Origin of the sequence: Arthrobacter sp. zg-Y750, assembly GCF_020907365.1 — a bacterium.
Taxonomy (GTDB): Bacteria; Actinomycetota; Actinomycetes; order Actinomycetales; family Micrococcaceae; genus Arthrobacter_B.
The window spans coordinates 367,721-387,584 of record NZ_JAJJOC010000013.1; the positions used below are offsets into that span (position 1 = coordinate 367,721).

Annotated in this window: 23 protein-coding genes, 7 tRNA genes and 1 riboswitch; of the genes, 11 read left to right on the forward strand and 19 right to left on the reverse strand. The window is 65.8% G+C overall.

What is annotated here, in order from left to right; genetic code table 11:
- Positions 1-14: 14 nt before the first annotated feature.
- Positions 15-626 (forward strand): membrane protein YczE, encoded by a 612-nt coding sequence (gene yczE / locus LOC57_RS09550; protein WP_227911098.1) that lies wholly within the window; start codon positions 15-17, stop codon positions 624-626.
- Positions 627-706: 80 nt separating this feature from the next.
- On the opposite strand, the gene LOC57_RS09555 is transcribed toward yczE, so the two are convergent.
- Entirely contained in the window at positions 707-1,567 is an 861-nt protein-coding gene (locus LOC57_RS09555; RefSeq protein ID WP_229959366.1) for an alpha/beta fold hydrolase, read from the reverse strand.
- Between the two features lie 84 nt (positions 1,568-1,651).
- On the opposite strand from LOC57_RS09555, the gene LOC57_RS09560 reads away from it, so the two are divergent.
- Complete coding sequence (locus tag LOC57_RS09560) at positions 1,652-2,173, forward strand: CGNR zinc finger domain-containing protein (protein WP_229959374.1); 522 nt, start codon at positions 1,652-1,654, stop codon at positions 2,171-2,173.
- Positions 2,174-2,337: 164 nt separating this feature from the next.
- On the forward strand, positions 2,338-3,852 hold the full coding sequence (locus LOC57_RS09565) for an HNH endonuclease signature motif containing protein (RefSeq protein WP_229959376.1): 1,515 nt from the start codon (positions 2,338-2,340) through the stop codon (positions 3,850-3,852).
- Positions 3,853-3,975: 123 nt separating this feature from the next.
- Here the strand turns inward: LOC57_RS09565 and LOC57_RS09570 are convergent, their stop codons facing one another.
- From LOC57_RS09570 to LOC57_RS09590, 5 genes are all read right to left on the reverse strand, one after another.
- On the reverse strand, positions 3,976-4,503 hold the full coding sequence (locus LOC57_RS09570) for a hypothetical protein (protein WP_229959378.1): 528 nt from the start codon (positions 4,501-4,503) through the stop codon (positions 3,976-3,978).
- A gap of 9 nt (positions 4,504-4,512) precedes the next feature.
- Positions 4,513-4,824, reverse strand: a complete 312-nt coding sequence (locus tag LOC57_RS09575) for a hypothetical protein (RefSeq protein ID WP_227911081.1) — start codon at positions 4,822-4,824, stop codon at positions 4,513-4,515.
- A gap of 59 nt (positions 4,825-4,883) precedes the next feature.
- Positions 4,884-5,363: a hypothetical protein gene (locus tag LOC57_RS09580; protein ID WP_229959380.1), complete on the reverse strand. Its 480-nt coding sequence runs from the start codon at positions 5,361-5,363 to the stop codon at positions 4,884-4,886.
- 132 nt (positions 5,364-5,495) lie between these two features.
- Complete coding sequence (locus LOC57_RS09585; protein WP_227911078.1) at positions 5,496-6,581, reverse strand: DNA alkylation repair protein; 1,086 nt, start codon at positions 6,579-6,581, stop codon at positions 5,496-5,498.
- A gap of 48 nt (positions 6,582-6,629) precedes the next feature.
- Positions 6,630-7,325 carry a TetR/AcrR family transcriptional regulator C-terminal domain-containing protein gene (locus LOC57_RS09590; protein ID WP_227911076.1) on the reverse strand — a complete coding sequence of 232 codons (696 nt, stop codon included), beginning with the start codon at positions 7,323-7,325 and terminating at the stop codon, positions 6,630-6,632.
- A gap of 171 nt (positions 7,326-7,496) precedes the next feature.
- On the opposite strand from LOC57_RS09590, the gene LOC57_RS09595 reads away from it, so the two are divergent.
- On the forward strand, positions 7,497-7,775 hold the full coding sequence (locus tag LOC57_RS09595; RefSeq protein ID WP_227911072.1) for a hypothetical protein: 279 nt from the start codon (positions 7,497-7,499) through the stop codon (positions 7,773-7,775).
- A 130-nt stretch (positions 7,776-7,905) separates the two neighbouring features.
- Here LOC57_RS09595 and ribH read toward each other — a convergent pair whose 3' ends face one another.
- The 13 genes from ribH to LOC57_RS09660 form a co-directional block, all read right to left on the reverse strand.
- A complete protein-coding gene (gene ribH / locus LOC57_RS09600) occupies positions 7,906-8,388 on the reverse strand; it encodes a 6,7-dimethyl-8-ribityllumazine synthase (RefSeq protein ID WP_227926469.1) in 483 nt (160 codons plus the stop codon).
- Positions 8,389-8,421: 33 nt separating this feature from the next.
- Positions 8,422-9,075: a GTP cyclohydrolase II gene (gene ribA, locus LOC57_RS09605; protein WP_227911070.1), complete on the reverse strand. Its 654-nt coding sequence runs from the start codon at positions 9,073-9,075 to the stop codon at positions 8,422-8,424.
- Complete coding sequence (ribB, locus tag LOC57_RS09610) at positions 9,072-9,716, reverse strand: 3,4-dihydroxy-2-butanone-4-phosphate synthase (RefSeq protein ID WP_227926471.1); 645 nt, start codon at positions 9,714-9,716, stop codon at positions 9,072-9,074. The genes ribA and ribB overlap by 4 nt, the downstream gene beginning before the upstream one ends.
- Positions 9,717-10,436, reverse strand: a complete 720-nt coding sequence (locus LOC57_RS09615; protein ID WP_229959382.1) for a riboflavin synthase — start codon at positions 10,434-10,436, stop codon at positions 9,717-9,719.
- Positions 10,437-11,546, reverse strand: a complete 1,110-nt coding sequence (gene ribD, locus LOC57_RS09620) for a bifunctional diaminohydroxyphosphoribosylaminopyrimidine deaminase/5-amino-6-(5-phosphoribosylamino)uracil reductase RibD (RefSeq protein ID WP_229959384.1) — start codon at positions 11,544-11,546, stop codon at positions 10,437-10,439.
- A 2-nt stretch (positions 11,547-11,548) separates the two neighbouring features.
- Positions 11,549-12,232 carry a nicotinamide riboside transporter PnuC gene (pnuC, locus tag LOC57_RS09625; protein WP_227911059.1) on the reverse strand — a complete coding sequence of 228 codons (684 nt, stop codon included), beginning with the start codon at positions 12,230-12,232 and terminating at the stop codon, positions 11,549-11,551.
- Positions 12,233-12,430: 198 nt separating this feature from the next.
- A riboswitch (FMN riboswitch) is annotated at positions 12,431-12,576 on the reverse strand.
- 10 nt (positions 12,577-12,586) lie between these two features.
- Positions 12,587-13,255 (reverse strand): ribulose-phosphate 3-epimerase, encoded by a 669-nt coding sequence (rpe, locus tag LOC57_RS09630; protein ID WP_229959386.1) that lies wholly within the window; start codon positions 13,253-13,255, stop codon positions 12,587-12,589.
- Between the two features lie 44 nt (positions 13,256-13,299).
- Positions 13,300-14,787 (reverse strand): RsmB/NOP family class I SAM-dependent RNA methyltransferase, encoded by a 1,488-nt coding sequence (locus LOC57_RS09635; protein ID WP_229959388.1) that lies wholly within the window; start codon positions 14,785-14,787, stop codon positions 13,300-13,302.
- Positions 14,784-15,719, reverse strand: a complete 936-nt coding sequence (fmt, locus tag LOC57_RS09640; protein ID WP_229959390.1) for a methionyl-tRNA formyltransferase — start codon at positions 15,717-15,719, stop codon at positions 14,784-14,786. The genes LOC57_RS09635 and fmt overlap by 4 nt, the downstream gene beginning before the upstream one ends.
- 5 nt (positions 15,720-15,724) lie before the next feature.
- On the reverse strand, positions 15,725-16,339 hold the full coding sequence (gene def, locus LOC57_RS09645) for a peptide deformylase (protein WP_229959392.1): 615 nt from the start codon (positions 16,337-16,339) through the stop codon (positions 15,725-15,727).
- 44 nt (positions 16,340-16,383) lie between these two features.
- Positions 16,384-17,298 (reverse strand): PD-(D/E)XK nuclease family protein, encoded by a 915-nt coding sequence (locus LOC57_RS09650; RefSeq protein ID WP_227911050.1) that lies wholly within the window; start codon positions 17,296-17,298, stop codon positions 16,384-16,386.
- Positions 17,299-17,387: 89 nt separating this feature from the next.
- Positions 17,388-18,065, reverse strand: a complete 678-nt coding sequence (locus LOC57_RS09655; protein WP_229959395.1) for an MBL fold metallo-hydrolase — start codon at positions 18,063-18,065, stop codon at positions 17,388-17,390.
- A gap of 140 nt (positions 18,066-18,205) precedes the next feature.
- A tRNA-Val gene (locus LOC57_RS09660) sits at positions 18,206-18,280 on the reverse strand.
- A 254-nt stretch (positions 18,281-18,534) separates the two neighbouring features.
- On the opposite strand from LOC57_RS09660, the gene LOC57_RS09665 reads away from it, so the two are divergent.
- The 7 genes from LOC57_RS09665 (at position 18,535) to LOC57_RS09695 (ending at position 19,818) form a co-directional block, all read left to right on the forward strand.
- A tRNA-Gly gene (locus LOC57_RS09665) sits at positions 18,535-18,608 on the forward strand.
- Between the two features lie 70 nt (positions 18,609-18,678).
- Positions 18,679-18,752 (forward strand) — tRNA-Cys (locus LOC57_RS09670).
- Positions 18,753-18,781: 29 nt separating this feature from the next.
- Positions 18,782-18,853 (forward strand) — tRNA-Val (locus LOC57_RS09675).
- A 27-nt stretch (positions 18,854-18,880) separates the two neighbouring features.
- Positions 18,881-18,954: transfer RNA gene (locus LOC57_RS09680), tRNA-Gly, on the forward strand.
- A gap of 54 nt (positions 18,955-19,008) precedes the next feature.
- Positions 19,009-19,080, forward strand: a tRNA-Val gene (locus LOC57_RS09685).
- A gap of 25 nt (positions 19,081-19,105) precedes the next feature.
- Positions 19,106-19,179: transfer RNA gene (locus LOC57_RS09690), tRNA-Gly, on the forward strand.
- Between the two features lie 381 nt (positions 19,180-19,560).
- Complete coding sequence (locus LOC57_RS09695; RefSeq protein ID WP_227911046.1) at positions 19,561-19,818, forward strand: antitoxin; 258 nt, start codon at positions 19,561-19,563, stop codon at positions 19,816-19,818.
- The last annotated feature ends 46 nt before the right edge of the window (positions 19,819-19,864 follow it).

Here is a 19,864-nt window from a genome sequence, read left to right on the forward strand (position 1 = left end):
GTTCGCTTTCCTCTATGTCCTGGAACTTTGTGCGCCGCGTGCTGCAGCTGCTGATAGGCGTGTTCTGTTACGGCTTTTCGATCAGCATGATGATCCGCGCCGGGCTGGGCGTTTCTCCGTGGGATGTCCTGGGGCAGGGCACGTCGCTGCAGTCCGGGCTGCCTTTCGGCCTGGTTGCCAACCTGATCGGCATCGGCGTCCTGCTGCTGTGGATCCCGTTGCGCCAGCGGCCCGGGGTCGGCACCGTGGTGAACACGCTGGCGGTAGGGCCAAGCGCGGAGGTCGGGCTGCTGCTGCTGGACCCGCAGACTGAACTGCCCGGCGAGATACTCCTGTTCACCGGCGGCCTGGTGCTGCTGGCGGTAGCCACCGGCCTTTACATCGGCGCCCGGATGGGACCAGGCCCCCGCGACGGACTCATGACCGGCCTGCACCGCCGCCTGGGATGGCCGGTCTGGGTGGTCCGCACCGGCATAGAGGTCATTGTCCTGGTGGTCGGCTGGTTCCTGGGCGGCACGGTGGGCATCGGTACGGTGGCTTTCGCCATCCTGATCGGGCCCATGGTCAACCGGACGCTGCCGCTGCTGAACGTACCGGAACGCCGCTCCGGTCCGGCTGCTGGATAGGGGCAGGTCTGCGGGCTCTGGCTGCCGGCTGGCGGCCTCTATGGCATCGGTACTGCTCGGTTTGCCTCCACCGTGGACCGCTAAAACCCGGAACGCCAATCCAAAATGATGCGCGCGACGTCGTCCAGGTGCGACTCCAGCAGGAAGTGGCCGCCGTCGAGCAGTTCCACGCGCGCGTGCGGGACGTCGTCAAGGAACGCCGTCGCGCCCGCCGGGCCGAAAATTTCATCGTTCCTGCCCCAGACGGCGAGGACCGGAACCTGGCTGGAGCGCAGCCATTCGTGGACCTCCGGATACAGCGCCCGGTTGGTGGAATAGTCCCCGAACAGGGCCAGCTGCGCTTCATCGACGCCCGGACGGGCCAAGAGGGCGAGGTCATGCTCCCATGCGTCCGGATCAACGGTGGTGGGGTCGGGAACCCCGTGTGTGTACTGCCATTCCACGGCCTTGCGCCCAAGGGCCGGACGCAGTGCTTCCTCATTCTCGGGGGAAGGGTCGGCACCGTAGTTCCAGATCGGGGCCCAGAAGTCCGGGACAAAGCCTTCCTCGTAAGCATTGCCGTTCTGCGAGATCACGCCCTGCACCGCTGACGGGTTGGCCAAAGCCAGCCGCCAGGCGATCGGTGCACCGTAGTCCTGGGTGTAGACCGTGTATGCCTCCACCCCCAGTTCCTCGAGGAAGCCCTGCGTCACCTTGGCAAGTGCCTCAAAGGTGTACGCGAACTCCCCAACGGACGGCGCGGAGGACAGGCCGAAGCCGATGTGGTCCGGAGCAATGACGCGGTACTGCTCAGCAAGCCTGGGAATGAGGTGGCGGAACATGTGCGAGCTGCTCGGGTACCCGTGCAGGAGCAGGAGGACCGGAGCGTCCTGCGGCCCCGCCTCACGGTAAAACACGTTGTGGCCGTTGACGGAAACACTGCGGTGGTGGACGGTAGCCATGAGCTAACCCCTCTCAATTGTTTTACTGGTTAGGCAGACGCTAGCATGGATGACGTGCAACACAACCCGCTTGAAAGGAATCCGATGGTCGAGGACGAGGAACTGCTGTTGGCACTGCTGAACAGCACCCCGGAGGTATCCGGGCGTCCTGCGGATGAGCTTGCGGGGGCCGCCGGCGGAGAATTTTCCGTGCGGTTCGGGGGCAACGGATCTGCCGCCGAAGTTGAGCATCTGCGGCAGATGCGGGAATGCCTCCAAGACATCGTGCGGGGAACGGACGGCGCCGTCGAACGTCTCTCAGCGGCCCTGGAAGGAGGCGTCCTGGTTCCGCGTGCCACCGCCCAGGGACTGGATTGGGAGATGCGGTCACCGGAGGACGAGCGGCTGGCGTTCCGGGCCGCGCTGGCGTGGTCCCGGGTCCAGGAAACGGCACCGGGCCGCCTGCGTCACTGCGCGAACGAGGAATGCAACCTGTATCTGATCGACCGGAGCCGGCCCGGCACCGCCAAGTGGTGTTCCATGGCCGTCTGCGGCAACCGGATGAAGGCCCGTGCCCACGCGGACCGGCAGCGCACAGGGACCGGTGGGGTTCTTGGGCGCGCCTAGTTGACGGCGTCGGCGCAGGACTAGCGGGGCCAGCGCGCCTATGAGGATCTGTCCGGAAACCGAGTAATCGAAAAGAAAAGACGCGTATTTCGAGGGTGCTTGGACGGACCGGTTAGGCCAGTTTTGGGTCCGGAAATGTCAGTGCCGGGTGAAATCCTTGGGGCATGGATCAGCTCGGAAACACCGAACGGATAACCGAAGAATCAGGGGCTGAACACCAGACGGCCTCAACTCAAACCGGTACCAAGAGTGGGTCCGGCACGGCCTGCACACTAGCTGTATTTCGGGCCGATCCCGGTTCGCATACTGCCGACGACGACGGCGGTCGTACCAGCGGAACCGCCACTGATTTTCCCGACGGTTTCAGTGGGATGCTGGCTCTGCAGAACCTCGAATCCTTCGACGACCAGGCAACCGGTGAAGTCCTGGTCCGGGTCGCACACCTGATCGCGTGGGCGGAGGCGCAGCGGGCCCGGATGCTGAACCGGATGGAAACCATTTTCCGGGAGGATTGCGCCAGTGCGACCGGCCGGGTGGAACCCGGGATGGCTTTCACACTGGCGGCTGCCGAGTGTGCCGCCCTCCTGCAGATACCGCACGGCACCGCGCAGCGGCTGATGTTCGAAGCCGGCCTCCTTTCTGGCGCCCATATGGCCACACTGGAGGCGCTGCAGGACGGGAGCCTCAGCTACGGGCATGCCCAGGTGGTGCTGGACCAGTGTGAGAGTGTTCCTGCCGCCGAGCTGCCGGAGTTCGAAGCTGCCCTGTTGAAGGCGGCACAAGGTCAGACCCGGTCCCAGTTCTCCGCCAAGGCCCGCCGGCTGCGGGAGAAGAAGTACCCGCAAACCCTTGAGGTCCGGCACCTCACTGCGTTCGAGAAGCGCCGGGTCACCCTGGACCGGGAAGAGGACGGGATGTCCTGCCTGTCGGCGTATCTTCGTGCGGCGGAAGCACAACAGATCTACGCCGCCCTGAGCACTGCGGCCCGCGGTGAACAGTCTGATGGGGATTCCCGGACCACGGACCAGCTGCGCTCGGACATTCTGGCCCAACTGCTTATGGGCGGTCTTGGTTCTGCGGCACCCAGCCAAGCGGACAACAAGGATGCCATCGCTGACGAGGACGCGGATAAATCGGGTGTATTGCCGCGGGCGGAAATCATGGTCCTGATCAACGCCGAAACCCTGTTCGGCGCCAACGAAGACCCAGCCGAACTGCACGGCTACGGGCCCATCAGTGCCGAAGCAGCCCGCCGGCTCGCCCGCAACGCGACCCGCTGGACCGGCCTCGTCCAGGACCCGGACACCGGGGAAATTCTGGGCGTGGGCAGGCGGCGGAAGGTCCCGGCCGGGCTGGCCCGTTGGTTGCGTGCCCGGGACGGGACCTGCCGGTTCCCCGGCTGCCGGGTCAGCACTGCGGTCTCGGAAATTGACCACACTACGGACTGGGTGGACGGAGGCCCCACGGATCATGGCAACCTCGCCCACCTGTGCCGGCGGCATCACCGGTTCAAAACCCTGGGATTCTGGAAAGCGTCCCAGCCCGAACCGGGCGTGATGGAGTGGACCTCACCGAGCGGACGGATCTATCGGACTGAACCATTTCTCGAGCTGGCCCATTCACCCTCAAAGGCAGACCGACAGGCCAAAGACTTGTCAGACGCCGTGCCGCCGTTCTAGGCACAACGTCCGGGCGGCACAACGTCGAGAGCCATTCCCGGGGATATCTGCGCATCCACTATGGGGGGCGCGGCTGCCTCTGCCGCGTCTGCCTTAGCCGCGGTTCGATCCGGCGCAATCCTGTCAGGCGCGGTGCCTGCGGGCTTCTTCGTGAACACGGATGCGTTCCCGGTTTCCCAGACCCAGTTGCAGCACGGGGGCCAGTTCAACGTGGGCGTATAGCTCGATCGAGGTCTCCCCCGCATGCCACACTCCGGACCGGTGGCCGTTCGAATACGCGCCTTCATCGATAGGGGGACCATAGGCTGCTTTAAGCCGCGAATGCAGGGCTTCAAACCCGAACTCGCACAGGGCACGGGAGCCCAGCCGACCCGGATAAAAGAAAAAGCCGAGGCTTTCCAGCTTCCCGTCCACGGCAGACCACACACCCCTTTCGCCGCCGGGAAAATGCAACCAGCCCCTTTCTTCTCCCGGCAGGTCCTCCTCCCGGAACGGCAGTGCGGCATCCGCGGTACAGCCCAGACGCGCCAGGTACGGGCCGCACTGCTCCGGGTCTTCCGGCCACGGAGTCGACGCAACTTTCTCTATAAGGGCTGCCACCACGTCAGGGGGTGGATCCAAGGCAGCGGAAGGTTCTGTCTGGGAAGTCATCGCCGCACTCTATAACTCGGGTTCAGGCAACGCCACAGGCTTACGTGATTCCTTAGCTGGAGCCGCACCTGCCCGCCCGGTCGGCGGCAAAACCATGCGGAGAATGATCTCCGCGAAGGCCAGCACAAACCACGTTCCCACAGCCTCAAAAGCGAGCAGCATGGGGAAGAACCCACCGCCGATTCCGTTCTCTCCGTAAGCCTCCACATACGCAGCATGGTCGGCCTGTGACCAGGCGAAACACAGGACGGCCGTCACCGGCAGGCCGACCAGAAGCACACAGAAGGTGATCCATGCTTCCCGGCGATGGGCTATGAGCAACCCGGCATGAAACGCCCATACAGCTGCCGCTACACAGGGCAGGCCCCAAAAGGCCACAACTACCCGACCAAAGCGGCAGCCAACCGCTGCGCGGAGTGGTGGCTGGACAGGACAAATTGGTAGCGGCGCCCGTCGCTGACAAACGAAACCACCGCGCTGCCGCCCATGTTCAGCCGAACCAGGGTTCCGCGTTCCAAAGAAACAACCGGCCAGTTCACAGGCCCCGGATTCAAGCCGCTGTCACCGCTGACCTCGACATTGTGCAGATCACGCAACTGCAGGCTGCGTTTCCAGAACGGACCGGAGAGCAGGACCGTCTGCCCCTCAACAGCGGCGGTGATCTTGGCGGACACGCACCACCAAATCGCGGCGAGTCCCATCCCCGCCGCGGGTACGAGAACAATCCAGTACCCATCGCTCACCGCCCCGATGGAGAGCACGACGCCGACGCTCAGCAGCAGCGCACCGCCGCCCCAGCGCAGCCAGCCCGGCGAACGCTCGACGAATTTCACCATTTTGGTCGCTGCCTGAGCGGGCATTCTGCTGGTCCTGTCAGTCGCCGGGGCCGTATCACCAGCCATTATGCCCGCAGGGCTGGTTGGCGCATAGCAATCGGGGTTCCCGGCAAACGACGCCGTCGCCTGCGGCCGGGCTGTGCTCCGACACGACTTTCAGATGGTCACTTCAAACTCCAGCCGCCCGTGCCGCACACCGTTGACCTGAAGTTCCAGAGCGTGAACACCGGCATAGTGCCGCCGCGTCGTCATCTGCCGGAAGGCATGCCGGCCGGTCAGCTTCCGCGACTCCCCCGCCGCAAGCTCAACGGTCGCCAGTTTGAAAACCTTCTCAGCGGTCGAGCCGCTGGCTTTCACATAGTGCACGGCGTAGTCCACAGCCAGTTTCGCGGGCACGTCCCCGGTATTGGTGAGCAGGAACCCGAAGGCCAGCTCCCCAGGCAGCGCCAGCTTCTCTGACTCGGCGTGCAGATCGCCGATGCTCACCTGCGCCGGAGCGAAGCCCATCAGCTCCAGCGCCCCGGGATTGCCCTTTTTGATCAGGGTGCGCAACGCGTGCCGCACCACCCAGGTGCTGCCGGGCGTGCCGGTCTGCTGCCACCGCGCTGCCGTCTCCAGCACCAGGTCCGGGGCATGCCGGGCCAAATCATTGGTGTGGTTGGCCACCGACCGGCGGACATAGATCTCGGGGTCATTGTGCATCGCATCCAGGATCGGCAGCGTCAGCTCAGGCCGGGCCGTCAACTGCGGAACGCGAACGGCCCAAGGCAAATACGTACGAGTGCCTTCGCTGGCCAGCCTGCGAACGTGCTGGTCCGGATGGGCGGTCCACGTCCGGATGATCCCCAGTGCCCGCTCCGGCCGCTCCCGCAGCAGCCGCCGGATGGCGAATTCGCTGGTCAGCCGCGGCGTCAGCTCTGCGAGCAGGGCCAGCGCGTCGTCGAAGTCCTCATCCTCACCGGAGCGCAGGGCCAAAGTTACCGCGGCTTCGGTTACGGGCCAGAGCATCCACCCCGTGAACGCCGGATTAGCCAGACCCATGCGGAACGCTGAAGCGGCAGCCGGATAGGAACCCAATGCATCCACCAGTACATCCGCGACGACGTCAGTGCGTCCCCGCAACGACAACGGCTCCAGCCGCTCGCCCGCCGCGAGCACGGCCTCCCACTGAACTGACGGAACAGCCGACGCCAGTACGTCGTGCAGCTCCCGAACCTCGCCCGGCCCGAGCATGTCATCCATTGATCCCAAATGCGTTCCCCTGTGTCCTTCCTTGCCCTGCCCTCAACCCTAATCCCCGGCGTCGCCCAGCAATTGGGCGGCGAGCCCGGTCAGCAGGATGTCCAGCCCCTGGTCCAACTCCGCCTCGCCGTCGTAATCGGCCAAATCCGGCGCCAGCGTCCTAAGGTTCGGAAAGTCCTTGGCAGGCAGCCGGTACAAGCCGAGGCGCAGGACTGCTTCTTTTTCCTCCGGGTCCACTACGAGCTCCTGCAGCTCATTGAGGATATGTCCGTAAACAAAACCGTAGTACGCCCGGTAGACGTGCAGCGCGTCGGCAGGCGTGAAACCGGCCCTGGTCAGCAGCGCCAGAATCTCTTCCAATGGGCGAAGCGTCCCCAGCGGACGCAGTCCCAACGGGATGGACAGTGGCCGGGTGACCAGCAGCGGCACGGTATGGGGATGTTTCAGGGCCAGAAACCGGACATTATGCGCGTTGCGCCGCAGCTGCGCCTGCCAGTCGGGATCGTCAGGGAAGATGTCGAGCTCGTTCATGACTGTTTCGGCGACCCCGTCCAGCAACGCCGCGCGGTTCTTTGCGTACCGGTAAATGCTCATGGGATCACAGCCTAGCTTTTGGGCGAGACTCCGCATGGTGAGGGCCGCGAGCCCTTCGGCATCCACCAATTCCAACGCCGCGTTCAGCACCAGATCACGGTTCAGGCGCGCTTTATGCGAGCCTGTGTGCGGTTTCCGTGGAGTCTCCATACAGCATCCGCCCTCCTCATGGTCAGGCTGCTGATAATCAGCAAGCTTGCTTATTTGTGAGTCTACAACTAGTGTCTACAGCGTAGAGAAGTTGTCGACATGGTTCCAGAAGAGGAATCACAGTTCACATGGCCACCACGGCCGCTCTCACCAATACTTCAGGAGACACACATGGCTACGGAAACCCGTAACAACACGAACACCGTCCACCACACCAACGAGAACGACATCAAGGTTTCGGTCCGGACCCTCGAATTCGTCCTCTACGTCCTGGCCGTCATCGCCACGATCATCACCGCAGCAGTTGTGGGTGACAACGCCAGCGAAAACGGCGTCGACGCATTCAACGCCAGCCAGGCCATGCAGTACATCACCTGGCTCACCGTCGGCTTCATGGTGGCCCGCGGCCTGGCCAAGTCCGGCAACCGCCGCAACAACGACCACGTCTAACCAACGTTTCGGCTCCTGCTAGGAGCTGCACCACTATGGCGTGCCACCTTTACCGGGTGGCACGCCATAGTTGGTTAACGCCCGTTGCGTCGGTAACACGTTCCAGGCGCGACGGACCCTAGACCCCGCCCTAGACCCCGGCCCCGCGCAGCTCCGCGACGGTCAGCACCGCAGCCGCGGTTGCTTCGTAGCCCTTGTCCTCGGAAGAACCGGGCAGCCCGGCCCGGTCCAGCCCCTGCTGCTCGGTATCGCAGGTCAGCACGCCGAACCCCACCGGAGTGCCGGTGGTGACGCTGACGTCAGTAAGCCCGGTGGTGGCCGCAGAACACACGTAGTCAAAGTGCGGAGTGCCGCCTCGGATAACGACGCCGAGGGCCACCACCGCGTCAAAGTGCGGAGCCAGCCGTGCGGCTGCGACGGGAAGTTCGAAACTGCCCGGCACCCGGATCAGCTTCGGCCCCAGGCCGGCATCCTCCGCAGCGCGAAGCGCTCCGGCAATCAGGCCGTCCATAATTTCGGTGTGCCAGCTGGCAGCAACGATGGCCAGCCGAACGGGTACTCCGGCCAGGCGGATGCCACTGAGGTCGGTGGCGGGTGCGCCGTGTCCACTCATGATGAGGTGCTCCTTGGGTCGGGGGAAAGAAATTCAGCTCTGCTGCACGGGTTTGGTGCGCAGCAAGGTTAGGTGGTGGTCCATCCGGTCCCGCTTAGTCTGCAGATAGCGCTCGTTCTCCGCACGGATGGGTACCTCGGACGGAACCATGGCCTCAACATCCACGCCGAAACGGCGCATCCAGTCCTGCTTGGCGGGATTGTTGGTCAGCAGCCGGATCCGGTGCAGGCCCAACTGGTGCAGGATGTCGGCAGCGGCCTGGTAGTCGCGGGCGTCCACGGGCAGGCCGAGCTGCTCGTTGGCTTCCACTGTGTCAGCACCGGCTTCCTGGAGCGCGTACGCCCGCAGCTTGTTCGCCAGGCCGATCCCCCGGCCTTCCTGACCGCGGAGGTACACAATGGTTCCCCCGTGCAGGGCAATAAGCTCCATGGCCTGCTCCAACTGTTCCCCGCAGTCGCAGCGGTAGGAGCCGAACACATCGCCGGTGAGGCATTCCGAGTGCAGCCGCACCAGCGGAGCACCTTCGGCCAGCGGACCGGAATTTTCCGTCCCGGGCGCAGTCAGGGTCATATGTTCGACGCCTGTGCGTGTGTCGGTCCAGGCGGTGGCGGTGAAGTCCCCAAACGCGGTGGGCAGATGCACCCCGGGTCCGGGTACCACCGGCTGTTCGGCTGCCGCTTCGCTCATGAGTCCTCCCCCATCCGTGCGTGCAGGTACTGCACCAGGTCCTCGATGGAGATCAGCGGAATACCGTGGGCATCCGCAAAGTCCCGCAGCGCAGGCAGGCGCATCATTCCGCCGTCGTCGTGCACCAGTTCGGCAATCACGCCCACCGGAGTGCAGCCAGCCAGGCGGGCGAGTTCCACAGCGGCTTCGGTGTGGCCGCGCCGCTCCCGCACCCCGCCGTCGGCCGCACGCAGTGGAAACATGTGTCCGGGACGGTGCAGTTCGCCGGGAACCGAAACCGGGTTGGCCAGTACGCGGGCGGTCAGCGCCCGGTCCGACGCGCTGATCCCGGTACTGGTGCCCTCGGCCGCATCGCAGGAGACGGTATACGCGGTGCCTTTGGCGTCTTGGTTGACGTCCGTCATGGGCGGCAGCTCGAGCCGGTCCGCATAACTGCCGGGCAGCGGCACGCAGAGCACGCCGGAACTGTACCGCACGGTCCACCCCGTCAGTTCGGGGGTGGCGTGCTGGGCGGCAAAAACAATATCGCCCTCGTTCTCACGGTCGGCGTCGTCCACCACGACGACGGCGCGCCCGGCAGCGATCGCCTCCACCGCCTCCGTCACAGGGTTCAGGACAATGTCAGTGTCAGCGGCGCCCACTTAGCCCTCCTTCGCAGCATCACCGGACACAGCATCACCGGACACAGCATCGCCGGACGCAGCGTCCCCCGATGCCGGCTCGGCGGCAGAATGCGCTGGAGGCCGGGGATTGGCGAAGGCCAGCAGCCGCTCGGCGTATTTGGCCAGCACGTCCACTTCCAGGTTCACCCTGCTGCCCACGGACAGGGCACCCAATCCGGTTTCGGCCAGCGTGGTCGGAATCAGCCCTACCTCGAACCAGTGCTGTTCCGCGTCGGCGCCGCTGACGGCAGTAACGGTGAGGGACACCCCATCCACGGCAATGGAACCTTTCTCCGCGATGTACTTCGCGAGCCCGGCCGGCACCGCGAAGCGCAGCCGGTCCCAGCTGCCCAAATGTTCCCGCTCGAGCAGCCGGCCCACACCGTCCACGTGCCCCTGCACCACGTGCCCGTCCAGCCGGCCGCCGGCGGGAACGCAGCGTTCCAGGTTCACCTTCGCGCCGGGTTCCAGATCACCAACGGTGGTGCGCTTCAGGGTTTCGCCCATCACGTCCACGCTGATCGCGCCGCCGCGGATTTCGGTGGCCGTGAGGCAGACGCCGTTGACGGCAATCGAGCCGCCCAATCCCAGCCCGGCACCCGTCTTGGGCGCGGTGATCACCAGGACCGCGCCGTCGCCGTCGGGATTCTGTGCCAGGGAAACCACGCTGCCCTGTTCAGCAACTATGCCGGTAAACATTTATGCGTCCTCCGATTCTTCGGAAATGGCCGTAGCAGGCTGCAGCCGGAGCCGGAGGTCCCTGCCAAGGTGCGCCACGGCACCGCCGGCAGCGGAGTCCCAGCGCCAGCGCGGCGCCTGGCCGAGCGTCTGCACACCGATACCCTGCAGCGAATCCGTGCCCGCGCCCAGCAGCAGCGGTGCGGTGTAGACCACCAGTTCATCCACCAGGCCGGCACGCAGGAACGCGCTGGCCAGGATGGCGCCGCCTTCCACCAGCAGGTGCCGCACCCCGCGCCCGTACAGGTCCGCGGCTACCTCCGCGGGATCGTGCAGGGCCAGCTGGAGGAACCGCCCGTCGGTCCCGCGGACCGCCGCGTTTTCGGGGATCGGACGGCGGCCGACGACGACGCGCAGCGGCTGCCGCTGCGCGTCTGTGTCGTTTGCGGTGCCGTTCGGGGTGCCGTCCGGGATGCCGTCCGGGATGCGGGCAGTCAGCCGGGGGTTATCGGCCAGGACCGTGCCTGTGCCGGCCAGGACGGCGTCCACCCGGGAGCGCAGTGCGTGACCGTCTCGCCGGGCCTCCGGGCCGGTGATCCACTGGCTGGTGCCGTCCGCTGCGGCAATCCGTCCGTCCAGGCTTTGGGCGATCTTGACCGTGACGAACGGCCGGCGCTCCGCCACAGCCGCAATCCAGCGCTCGTTCAACTCCGCGGCAGCACCGGCACCCAGTCCGGAGGCCACCTCGATACCGGCCGCGCGCAGGGCCTCCGCTCCCCCAGCCGCGGCATCACTGGTATCCGGTGCGGCGAACACCACCCGGCGCAGGCCGGCGTCGATGATTGCCTGCGAGCAGGGCCCCGTGCGGCCGGTGTGGTTGCAGGGTTCCAGGGTCACCACCATGGTGGCGCCGGTGACGTCTGCGCGTGCTGCGCGGGCGTTGGCCAGGGCATCGGCTTCGGCGTGCGGAGTTCCGGCCCCGCGGTGGTAACCGGTCGCCAGGGTGGCACCGTCGGCGTCGAGAATCACGGCCCCCACCAGTGGATTGGCGCCGCGGACGCCGCGCGCAGCCAGGTCCAGAGCTTCATCCATGGCGGCAACTTCGCCCGCAGTGAAGTCTTCGGGGCGCATGGTCAGCGTGTCCGGGGATCAGGCATGAGGACTTCCACCTGGGGCTTTTCGTTCTTTTTAGCCTTCCACCATACAAAGAAGCCGGCCAGGGTAAAGCCGCCGTAGAAGAGGTACATAAAGGCGGTGGCGTAGTAACCGGCGCTGAAGAGCAACGGCACACCCACAATGTCCACAGCCACCCAGATCAGCCAGAACTCCACCCAGCCCTTCGCCATGCCGTAAGTGGCCAGCAGTGAGCCGACGAAGGTCCAGGCATCGGCCCAGACCGGTTCGTAGGAGCCCAGGCGGGCGAAGACCGGGGTGAGGGCCACGGTGCCGAGCAACATGATGACCACCAGCCCGATCCGCTCCCGGCCGGAGGCCCACTGCGGGGTCACGGCGGCGTCGCCGTTGGTTTTGCTCTGCTGCCAGCGCCGCCAGCCATAGATCGAGACAGCAACGAACATGATCTGCCGGCCGGCCTGGCCCAGCAGCGTGGCGGTGTCGGCGTCGCCGAAGATGGAGCCCAGGAACACTGTCAGCAGGAGCAGGTTGCCTACGATGCCCACGGGCCAGGCCCAGACCTTGCGCCGCATGCCGCCGAGGGCGCTGAGCAGTCCGAAAATGTTGCCGAGAAGTTCTCGCACCAGCAGCGAGCTTGAGCCCACCGGTATCTGTGCGTCAAAGAGCCACCGCAGAAAATCCATGTCGTCCTTTATCCCTAAGCTGCTGCTCCGGAGGGTACGACAGGCGTACGGCAGTGGGTGCGTCGCCGGCAGGACAACCCGAATGTGGCCAAAATCCGCGCCGGACCCGCTCAGTGGGGCCCGGAACGGACCCTTGCGCGGGGATCCCGAAACGGGTCCCCTTTTCAGGGTCGGCAAAGCCGGCGGAACAACAAACTGCACGTGCTTCTCCCATCCAGACTTTAACTGTCGGTATCGGAATTTCACCGATTCAACCGAACCGCTTCCCCGAGAAACTCGGTTCAGCAGTGCGGGTCGCGGACTATAACCGCCGGTTCGGAATTACACCGACCCCGGAGCACGTTTTGTTAGGAACTATTCTTGCACAGCTGCTTCGGCCGAAGCGCGCAGTTTACGGATAGCGTCATTAGGATCACCTGATCCGTAGACGGCGGACCCGGCCACAAAGACATTCGCACCGGCCTCGGCGGCCCGCTCGATGGTTTCCGCAGAGATTCCCCCGTCCACCTGGATGGCCAGCGGCAGGCCGCACCCGCGCACCGCGTCAGCGGCACGGCGGATCTTGGGCAGGGTGACGTCCAAGAACTTCTGCCCGCCGAAGCCCGGCTCCACCGTCATGATCAGCAGCATGTCCAGTTCGGGCAGCATGTCCAGGTACGGTTCCACCGGGGTGGCCGGGCGCAGCGCCATCCCGGCCTTGGCACCGCGGTCCCGCAGGTCGCGTGCCAGCTTGATGGGCGCCGTCGAGGCCTCCACATGGAACGTGACCGAGGCCAGGCCCGCCTCCGCATACAGCGGTGCCCAGCGGTCGACGTCGGAAATCATCAGGTGAGCATCCAGCGGCAGCTTGGACACCTGCTGGATCCGCTCCACCACGGGCAGACCGATGGTCAGGTTCGGTACGAAGTGGTTGTCCATCACGTCCACGTGGACGGCGTCGGCAGCGCTGATCCGCTCCAGCTCGGTTTCAAGATTGACGAAATCGGCCGAGAGGATGCTCGGGTTGATGCAGCACTTGCTCACGTGTGTCTCCCTGGCTAGGACTGGTTGGATCTTGCGGCGGCTGGCTAGATCTTGCGGCGGATGAGCGCCAGGAACATGGCGTCGGTCGCGTGGATGTGCGGCCACAGCTGGGCGGTGGACTCATGTCCGGCCTCCAGCGCACCGGGCAGGCTGACCGCATCCAGGGCGGCACCGGCGTCGAGCAGTTCGAGGTCGTTGCGCTTGCGCATCACGTCGGAGACGACGGCGGTGGTTTCGGCCGGGTGCGGAGAGCAGGTCACGTAGGCCACCACACCGCCGGGCTTCACGGCGTCGACGGCGGTGGTCAGCAGTTCGCGCTGCAGGATGCCCAGTTCGCCGACGTCGCCGGGCTGGCGGCGCCAGCGCGACTCGGGCCGGCGGCGCAGGGCGCCCAGTCCGGTGCAGGGAGCGTCTACCAGGATCCGGTCAAAGGTTTCGGGGTAGTCCTCGGCAATGGTGCGGCCGTCCCCGGTGCGTACGTTCCAGGTCTCCCCCGGTACGGCTTCCAGGGCTTGCCGAACCAGCTGGGCACGGTGCGGGGCCGGTTCGTTGGCCAGCAGGACGGCGCCCTGTTCGTGGGCCAGGGCCGCGAGCAGCGCGGCTTTGCCGCCGGGGCCGGCACACATGTCCAGCCACTTCTCCACGCCGTCCTCATCGATGGAGGAACCGTCGAGTTTCAGTTCGGCCAGGGCCCGGGCCACCAGCTGGGAGCCGGCGTCCTGCACCCGCGTGGTGCCGGCGCGCACAGAGTCCAGGCGCCCGACGTCGCCGGCGGAGAAGAGCGCGGAATCCTTTACGAGTTCCCCGTCCACGGCGCCGGCTTTCCGGGCGTCGTCCAGATCTCCGAGGCCGGGCAGGGCCACCAGGTTCACTACGGGCGCGTCGTTGTCGGCACGCAGCAGGTCAGTGATTTCGTCCACGCTGCGCCCGTGCGCCACCAGGGACTGGCGCAGGGCGCGGACAATCCATTCCGGGTGGCTGTGTTCAATGGCGGAGCGCTTCACGGCGTCCGGTTCACCTTCGGTGAGCAGCTGGACCCAGTCCTCCATGCTGCGGGCCGAAACCTTGCGCAGCACGGCATTGATCAGGGCGGAAGGTCCGGCGCCGATGACGGCGCGGGCCAGGCCCACGGTCTGGTCCAGGGCAGCATGGGCCGGCACCCGCATCGCGAGCAGCTGGTGGACGCCGATCCGCAGGGCATCAAGCACTGCCGGGTCCAGGCGTTCCAGCGGCCGGTCCACGCACTTGGCCAGGATGGCGTCGTAGGTGCCCTGGCCGCGCAGCGCGCCGTAGGCCAGCTCAGTGGCGAACCCGGCGTCGCGCTTGTCCAGGCGGTGCTTGCGGATGCTCTTGGGCAGCACCAGGTTGGCGTAGGCGTCCTCACCGGAAACCGCGCGGAGCACCTCGAAGGCCACCAGCCGGGCGGGATCGGCAGCACGGGTGCGCTGGCCGGGTGCTGCGGCGGTGCGGGTCTTCACGGCGGCGCGGCGGCGTTCGTGGCCCTTTTCGTTACGGGAATTCTGGGAGGTCATTCGAAGACCACGTCCTCACGGTTGGCGAGGCCGCGGGCCCAGTCGGCCCCCGGCATCATTTTCTTGCCCGCAGGCTGTACCCGCAGCAGTTCCAGCGCGTGCGATCCGGTGCCCACCAGGGCGGCAGCGCTGCTGCCGCCGCTGAATCGGACCTGGCCGGGGAGCAGGTCGGTGACGTCGGGGCGCAGGGCTGCGGCGCCGATCTTGAATCGGGCGCCGTCCCAGCCGGTCCAGGCGCCGGGTTCGGGGGTGACGCCGTTGATCCGGCGGCGGATAGCCAGGGCGGGCTGCTGCCAGTCCACGCGGGCATCATCGATGGTCAGCTTGGGAGCCAGGGTGATGTCACCCTGCTGCGGGACGGCGACGGCGGCACCGGCGTCCACGGCGCTGAGGGTCTGGGCCAGGAGCACCGCACCGGAGTGCGAGAGCCGTTCCAGCAGGTCTCCGCTGGTGTCCTCCGGCCGGACGGTTTCGGTCATGGTGCCGTACACCGGGCCGGTGTCCAGACCGGTTTCCAGCAGGAAGGTGGAGGCACCGGTGACATCGTCTCCGGCAATCACGGCGTGCTGCACGGGAGCGGCTCCGCGCCAGGCCGGCAGCAGGGAAAAGTGCAGGTTGATCCAGCCGTGCCGCGGCACGGTCAGGGCCCGGGCCGGAACCAGGGCGCCGTAAGCAACAATGGCTGCGACGTCGGGCTCCAGGGCGGCGATGGCGGCAATGGCTTCATCGTCCACCTTGGATGCGCGGATCACCGGCAGGCCCAGCTCCTGGGCACGGGCGGCCACCGGCGACGGGGTCAGGACCTTCTTGCGGCCCAGCGGTGCGTCGGGCCGGGTCAGGACGCCAACGACGTCGAACCCGGCCTCCACGAGGGCATCCAGGGACGGCACGGCCACCGACGGGGTGCCGGCGAAAAGAACTCGAAGCGCCACGCGGACTAGGCCCCTGCCTTGGCGCCGGACCCGAAGGACCCGCCGCCAAAGGAGCCAGCACCAACCGAACCCCCGCCGAAGGAGGACCCGACGCTCTGCGCACGCTCGCTAACGGTGCGTGCGGCCACGGTGTCGTATTCACGCTGGCGGATGGCACGCAGTGCTTCCTTGCGGTCCTCGCCCTCGAGCCGGTCAATGTACAGGGAGCCGTTCAGATGGTCGGTTTCGTGCTGGAAGCAGCGGGCAAGCAACCCTTCGCCCTCGATGCTGATCGGGTTGCCGTGCAGGTCGACTCCGGTGACGCGAGCCCAGCGGAAGCGCGGTGCCCGGTAGCCGAGGCCGGGAATGGACAGGCAGCCCTCCAGCTGCTCTTCCTGCCGGTCTTCGCTCAGTTCCAGGACGGGATTGACCACGTGGCCCGACTGGCCGTCCACACGGTAGGTGAAGACCCGCAGGCTGACGCCCACCTGCGGCGCGGCCAGGCCGGCGCCGTCGACGTCCTCCATGGTTTCCTCCATGTCCGCTACCAGCTTGGCCAGTTCCGGGCCAAAATCGGTGACGTCTTCGGCCCGGGTCCGAAGGACCGGGTCGCCGAGGGTGCGGATAGTGAGGATGGCCATCGGGTGTTCGTTCCTTACTGTTGCTGCTTGGGATCGAATCCAGTCTAGTTGGCTCCGCCGCCCGCCGGGACGGCCGAGGGCTGGATGGGGGCCTCCGGTGCCGGAGCAGCGTGCGCACCAACCGGCGGCGGCGGCACGGGAAGCAGTGCCCGGCCCGCCCCGATGGCATCCATGCTGGTCTGCCAGACCCGCCGCAGGGCGCAGAACTTGAACCAGTGCTGCGGCAGTACCGCGGGGTTAGCGCGCATGGGCCGCACCTCGGTCTGCCCCACGGCGACACCGAGCAGCAGCGGTTCCTGTCCGTAAGCCCAGGGCTCCCAGGTGCCGGCGCCGGCGTCGACCAGGGATTCCTGCGCCTTCATGCCGGCCACCAGCTGCATCACCACCTTGTCATCCAGCGGCTTCACCTGGCCGTCCCGGTCCGTCTTTTTGGTTTTGTAGTCGATCAGGCACAGCCGTCCGCCGATCCGCGCCACCAGGTCCAGGGTCCCGGCGTAACCAACCTCGGCGTTCCAGACGGTGATCTCGGGAGCGATGGGCTGGACTTCGTAGAGTTTCCACCACTCGTCGAACCGGTCCGCGAACTGGTGCTCGCCGCGCGAGGCCAGGTCTTCCCTGGCACGTTCCAACTCATGCGGGCGGTCCAGGGCCCGAAGGGCAACCTGCTCGGCGTAGAAGTGCACGCGCGTGCCCCGCTCGGCCGCGGCGTCGCGGTAGCGTTCAGAGGCGGAGGAAGCATCCTTGACCACGCCGCGCAGCGCGGAAGGGTTCCCCAAGGCGGCACTGAGCTTGGGATCCTTGACGACGGCGGAGGCCGCCATGTAACTGTGCCAGCCGTCCAGGGAGGTGGAGCCCTGGGCGATCACCGTAGTAATAGAGGGCACCGTGGGCGGCTCCGAGAGCGACCGCGAGTACATCCGTCCGTATTCGGTAGCGTGTGCCAATGCTGGTTCAGTCATGTTTCCAGTCTGCCACCCGGCGGTGACACTCCGGGTTCAGGGGCTGCCGGGACGGACCGTGTGTCCGGGCCGCCTCCTGCAGCCGGCCTTTACCGTGTGCCCCCGGCCCGTACGCGGTTGATCACTGCGTCCACCCGGCTACGGATCTCCGCCCTGGTGCCGACCAGTGCGAACGGAGGGCCGTCGTCGGTGGTTCCCCACGGTACAAGGACATCGAAATCGAGCTCACGGACCAGTGCCAGGCTGTCGAGGTAGGCCTGCCGAAGCGAAGGGTCCAGGACCACTGCCTTCCATTCGCCGTGCTCAATCCAGAGGAAATCTCCGGTGAAGAGGAACCGACCGTCGCCGCTGTCCCATAAATAGCTGGCGGTGCCGGCTGTGTGGCCCGGTGTCGGAATCACTTCCAGGTCGCCGTCGATCATTTGCCGGTCCTCGAACACGCCGGCTACCTCCATGGCGGCAGCCACCTCGGCCCGGTCTCGGGAGTGCACATATACCGGCACATCCAGCCCCGGAGCGCCGTACATGGCTTCATGGGCGTGATTGATCAGCAGCCGGACTGCACCGCCCAGCTCCTCAATGGCTTGATGCGCGCTGCCGATCCCGGGCGAGTTGTAGATGATCACGTTGCCCGCGGGCCGTTGGAGCAGATAGGAACGCAGCAGCACATTGTCCTGATAGGGCAGGCGGGCAGTTGGCGTGGCCAGCAGCCCCTTCAGGAGATTTTCCAGCTGGCTGGTCTCCGGCTGCGGCATCGGCTGCGGCATCGCGCCCCTTCGTCCTGGTGGTGTCCAGTGGTCCAGGTTTCTGTTCCGACTGCACAGCATGCGCCTGCCGGACGGGATATGGAAGCGCCCAGACACAAAAAAGGCCGCCACCTTCCTGTAAGGAAAGTGACGGCCTGTGCTGGTGGGCGATACTGGGTTCGAACCAGTGACCTCTTCGGTGTGAACGAAGCGCGCTACCACTGCGCCAATCGCCCAGCTTTTGCTGTTTTTTTCTACTTCTTGTCTATTTCTTGTTCTGTTGCCTGCCGGTGTGCCCGTAAGCACTCCAACGAGTAAAGAGCCTAGCCCAGATCCGGCGGGAGTCCAAACCGTCTCAGGAACCACACCGCAACCAGTGCCGATTGGACGAACCCGCAAACGTCCTATAGAGTTTTTCTTCGTTGGAAAGCGGGGGTTCGCCGCGGAAAGCGCAAGCGTTCCGAGGCAAATAACCCCTAACTTCTTCAATGCGGACGTAGCTCAGCTGGCTAGAGCACCACCTTGCCAAGGTGGATGTCGCGGGTTCGAATCCCGTCGTCCGCTCGCAAGTCACTGTACAAGCCGCTCCTGGTTCTCCCGGAGGCGGACAGCCAAAGCTTCACGCGGCGGTTACGGTGGGGTGGCCGAGAGGCGAGGCAGCGGCCTGCAAAGCCGTATACGCGGGTTCGAATCCCGTCCCCACCTCCACAGTGGATTGCAGCAAAACCCATTTATGGGCGCGATTGGCGCAGCGGTAGCGCGCTTCCCTGACACGGAAGAGGTCACTGGTTCGATCCCAGTATCGCGCACGACAGTACTGTTTTCAGTGCTTTCTTGCGGACGTAGCTCAGCTGGCTAGAGCACCACCTTGCCAAGGTGGATGTCGCGGGTTCGAATCCCGTCGTCCGCTCTCCCTGCTGCCTTTGGTTTTCCAGGAGTAATCCTGAACGGGCCGGGCAGCCGGGCGCGATTGGCGCAGCGGTAGCGCGCTTCCCTGACACGGAAGAGGTCACTGGTTCGATCCCAGTATCGCGCACGGACAGTTTCGACTGTCTACATTTGCGGACGTAGCTCAGCTGGCTAGAGCACCACCTTGCCAAGGTGGATGTCGCGGGTTCGAATCCCGTCGTCCGCTCTCCCCCGGTTTTCAGGCCGGAAAAGAAGGAACAGGTTTTCGCCTGTTCCTTCTTTCGTTTAAGCGCTTCCGAGGGGTGCCAATCCCTGCGCTGTGTCCGCACTGCTGTGCCTGTGTACAGCAGATGCGGTGCCGGCCTCATCTCCCGTACAGCAGACGCCCCCTGAAGCAGCATTTGCCCGCATCAGCTGTACACAAGGCATACCGTCTGAGCCGGCCTGCCGACCCTGCCGACTCCCCCGCCGCGAGTTCACCCCCAGCCTAGGCGCCGGGGATGAAAAATTGCGCCCACAAAAGAAACCCTTGGCCGCTCCAGCGCCACGGCCTACCATGGAGGGGAACGGGAAACGAGCGGGTTTCCCCTGTGAAAGGAGGTGATCCGTGTCTGTATTTGACGAGCTCAAGGGCAGGGCCGGAGAGCTGAAGGGTAAGGCCGCCGGATTTGTGGGCGAGAACGCCGACAAGATCAAGGGCGGAATCGATCAGGCCGGCAACTTCGTGGACCAGAAGACGGGCCACAAGTACTCCAGCAAGATTGATGGCCTCCAGAGCAAGGTTTCCGAAGCGGTTGATAAGACCAACCGCGGCAAGGAGCCGGGAACCGGCAACGGTCCCGGACAAACCCCTCCGGTCCAGTAAGTCTTACGAGCACGACAAGAAGCGCCGGTCCCGCCGCGAGGCGGCA

Coding starts and splice junctions, on each gene's coding strand:
- yczE (WP_227911098.1), top strand. CDS start 15: ATGTCCTGGAACTTTGTGCGCCGCGTGCTGCAGCTGCTGATAGGCGTG.
- LOC57_RS09555 (WP_229959366.1), bottom strand. CDS start 1,567: ATGGCTACCGTCCACCACCGCAGTGTTTCCGTCAACGGCCACAACGTG.
- LOC57_RS09560 (WP_229959374.1), top strand. CDS start 1,652: ATGGTCGAGGACGAGGAACTGCTGTTGGCACTGCTGAACAGCACCCCG.
- LOC57_RS09565 (WP_229959376.1), top strand. CDS start 2,338: ATGGATCAGCTCGGAAACACCGAACGGATAACCGAAGAATCAGGGGCT.
- LOC57_RS09570 (WP_229959378.1), bottom strand. CDS start 4,503: ATGACTTCCCAGACAGAACCTTCCGCTGCCTTGGATCCACCCCCTGAC.
- LOC57_RS09580 (WP_229959380.1), bottom strand. CDS start 5,363: ATGCCCGCTCAGGCAGCGACCAAAATGGTGAAATTCGTCGAGCGTTCG.
- LOC57_RS09585 (WP_227911078.1), bottom strand. CDS start 6,581: ATGGATGACATGCTCGGGCCGGGCGAGGTTCGGGAGCTGCACGACGTA.
- LOC57_RS09590 (WP_227911076.1), bottom strand. CDS start 7,325: ATGGAGACTCCACGGAAACCGCACACAGGCTCGCATAAAGCGCGCCTG.
- LOC57_RS09595 (WP_227911072.1), top strand. CDS start 7,497: ATGGCTACGGAAACCCGTAACAACACGAACACCGTCCACCACACCAAC.
- ribH (WP_227926469.1), bottom strand. CDS start 8,388: ATGAGTGGACACGGCGCACCCGCCACCGACCTCAGTGGCATCCGCCTG.
- ribA (WP_227911070.1), bottom strand. CDS start 9,075: ATGAGCGAAGCGGCAGCCGAACAGCCGGTGGTACCCGGACCCGGGGTG.
- LOC57_RS09615 (WP_229959382.1), bottom strand. CDS start 10,436: ATGTTTACCGGCATAGTTGCTGAACAGGGCAGCGTGGTTTCCCTGGCA.
- ribD (WP_229959384.1), bottom strand. CDS start 11,546: ATGCGCCCCGAAGACTTCACTGCGGGCGAAGTTGCCGCCATGGATGAA.
- pnuC (WP_227911059.1), bottom strand. CDS start 12,232: ATGGATTTTCTGCGGTGGCTCTTTGACGCACAGATACCGGTGGGCTCA.
- LOC57_RS09635 (WP_229959388.1), bottom strand. CDS start 14,787: ATGACCTCCCAGAATTCCCGTAACGAAAAGGGCCACGAACGCCGCCGC.
- def (WP_229959392.1), bottom strand. CDS start 16,339: ATGGCCATCCTCACTATCCGCACCCTCGGCGACCCGGTCCTTCGGACC.
- LOC57_RS09650 (WP_227911050.1), bottom strand. CDS start 17,298: ATGACTGAACCAGCATTGGCACACGCTACCGAATACGGACGGATGTAC.
- LOC57_RS09655 (WP_229959395.1), bottom strand. CDS start 18,065: ATGCCGCAGCCGATGCCGCAGCCGGAGACCAGCCAGCTGGAAAATCTC.